General features: G+C 65.1%; 3 protein-coding genes. All 3 read right to left on the bottom strand.

The features are described 5' to 3' along the window. The coding region (locus ABT116_RS46720) for a DUF3349 domain-containing protein (RefSeq protein WP_351647359.1) at positions 1 to 125 on the bottom strand (125 nt) is incomplete at its 3' end. A gap of 34 nt (positions 126 to 159) precedes the next feature. Further along, positions 160 to 441 carry a hypothetical protein gene (locus ABT116_RS46715; protein ID WP_003941641.1) on the bottom strand — a complete coding sequence of 94 codons (282 nt, stop codon included), beginning with the start codon at positions 439 to 441 and terminating at the stop codon, positions 160 to 162. Positions 442 to 455: 14 nt separating this feature from the next. Further along, positions 456 to 1,265, bottom strand: coding sequence for an inorganic phosphate transporter (locus ABT116_RS46710; protein ID WP_351647353.1), 810 nt, complete (start codon positions 1,263 to 1,265; stop codon positions 456 to 458). Positions 1,266 to 1,353 lie beyond the last annotated feature (88 nt).

Raw genomic sequence — 1,353 nt, 5'->3', positions numbered from 1 at the left:
GCGAAGTGATCGAGGGGAAGCAATGCGACCAGCGGAATGCGGTCCTTGGGCGGTATGCCTTCGGGGTAGCCGGCGCGAAGCCATTCCAGAATGGATTGAGGAAGGGATGGAGTCGGTGCAGTCACGGTGATGTCTTTCCGCTCGTGAGGGCGCACGGGATCAGAAGATCTCGATGCCGAATGTGTGGCTGAGGAAGCCCTGCATGATGAAGAGGATTCCGGTGACGATCGCGATGAGCACTACTGCGAAGCACACCACTGCGCCTGCCACGGCCAAGGGGCTGCGAGCCGCGACGGCAGTGCTCCCGCCGCCACTGCCACGTTGCCCGGCGTCGAGGGACTTCAGGCCGATTGCGAAGATCGCGGGAAGTCCGGCGCCCAGCAGGAGGCCGACCAGTACGACCTGCCAGAGCGAGTCGACGGTGTTTTTCAAGATATCCATGTCGATTCCCTCTTTCAGGCTTTGACGTCGGTGGTGACGCGGGCGTCCGGACCGGGGACCTCTGCAGGCACCAGGCCGCCGTCCCACTCGGCGTTGACGTTGCTCGGATCGATGGGCTCCTTGCGGGAGCGCAGGTACATCCAACCGGCCAAGGCGATGAGCACAGCGAAGACGACCAGGACACCGGGCAGGCCGCCGACGATGTTGGCCAGTCCCCAGCACAGAGCGCCGACGATCGCAGCGGACGGGAGAGTGATCAACCAGGCGACCGCCATACGTCCGGCGACGCCCCAGCGAACCTCGGCGCCCTTGCGTCCCAGACCGGTTCCCATGATGGAACCCGTCGCCACGTGGGTGGTCGAGAGGGGAAGGCCGAGGTGGCTGGAGGTGAGAATGATTGCAGCAGAAGATGCTTCGGCCGCCATACCCTGGGGTGCGGCGATCTCGACAAGACCCTTGCCGAGCGTGCGGATGACTCGCCACCCGCCGAGGTAGGTTCCGGCAGCGATCGCGAGTGCGCACGTGAGCTTGACCCAGAACGGCATGTCCGCGTCGGCGGAGATGGTTCCGTGGGCGACCAGGGCGAGGAAGATGACGCCCATGGTCTTCTGAGCGTCGTTGGTGCCGTGGGCGAGGGAAACGAGTGAAGCCGAACCGATCTGGCCGAGTCGGAAACCCTTGTCCTTGGTTTCCTCACCGACGTTGGAGGTGATGCGGTAGATGAGCCAGGTGCCGGCCGCTGCAACCAAGCCGGCTACGACGGGGGCGAGAACTGCGGGGATGACAACCTTGCTGAGGACGCCGCTCCAGGCGACACCGCTCATTCCGAGGGTTGTCCGGCTCGTGCAGCGTGCGCAGCAGCAGGTCGCAGACGTCCTCCAGCGGCAGGTCGGGCCCGTCGAGCAGGCGATC

The organism is Streptomyces sp. NPDC002130 (assembly GCF_040296465.1).
Taxonomy (GTDB): Bacteria; Actinomycetota; Actinomycetes; order Streptomycetales; family Streptomycetaceae; genus Streptomyces.
Note: the sequence above shows the minus strand (reverse complement) of the source record. Positions and strands in the feature narration are given on the sequence as shown.

What these genes read in the sequence shown, in the direction of transcription:
- ABT116_RS46715 (WP_003941641.1), bottom strand. Translation starts at nt 441, where the DNA reads ATGGATATCTTGAAAAACACCGTCGACTCGCTCTGGCAGGTCGTACTG.
- ABT116_RS46710 (WP_351647353.1), bottom strand. Translation starts at nt 1,265, where the DNA reads ATGAGCGGTGTCGCCTGGAGCGGCGTCCTCAGCAAGGTTGTCATCCCC.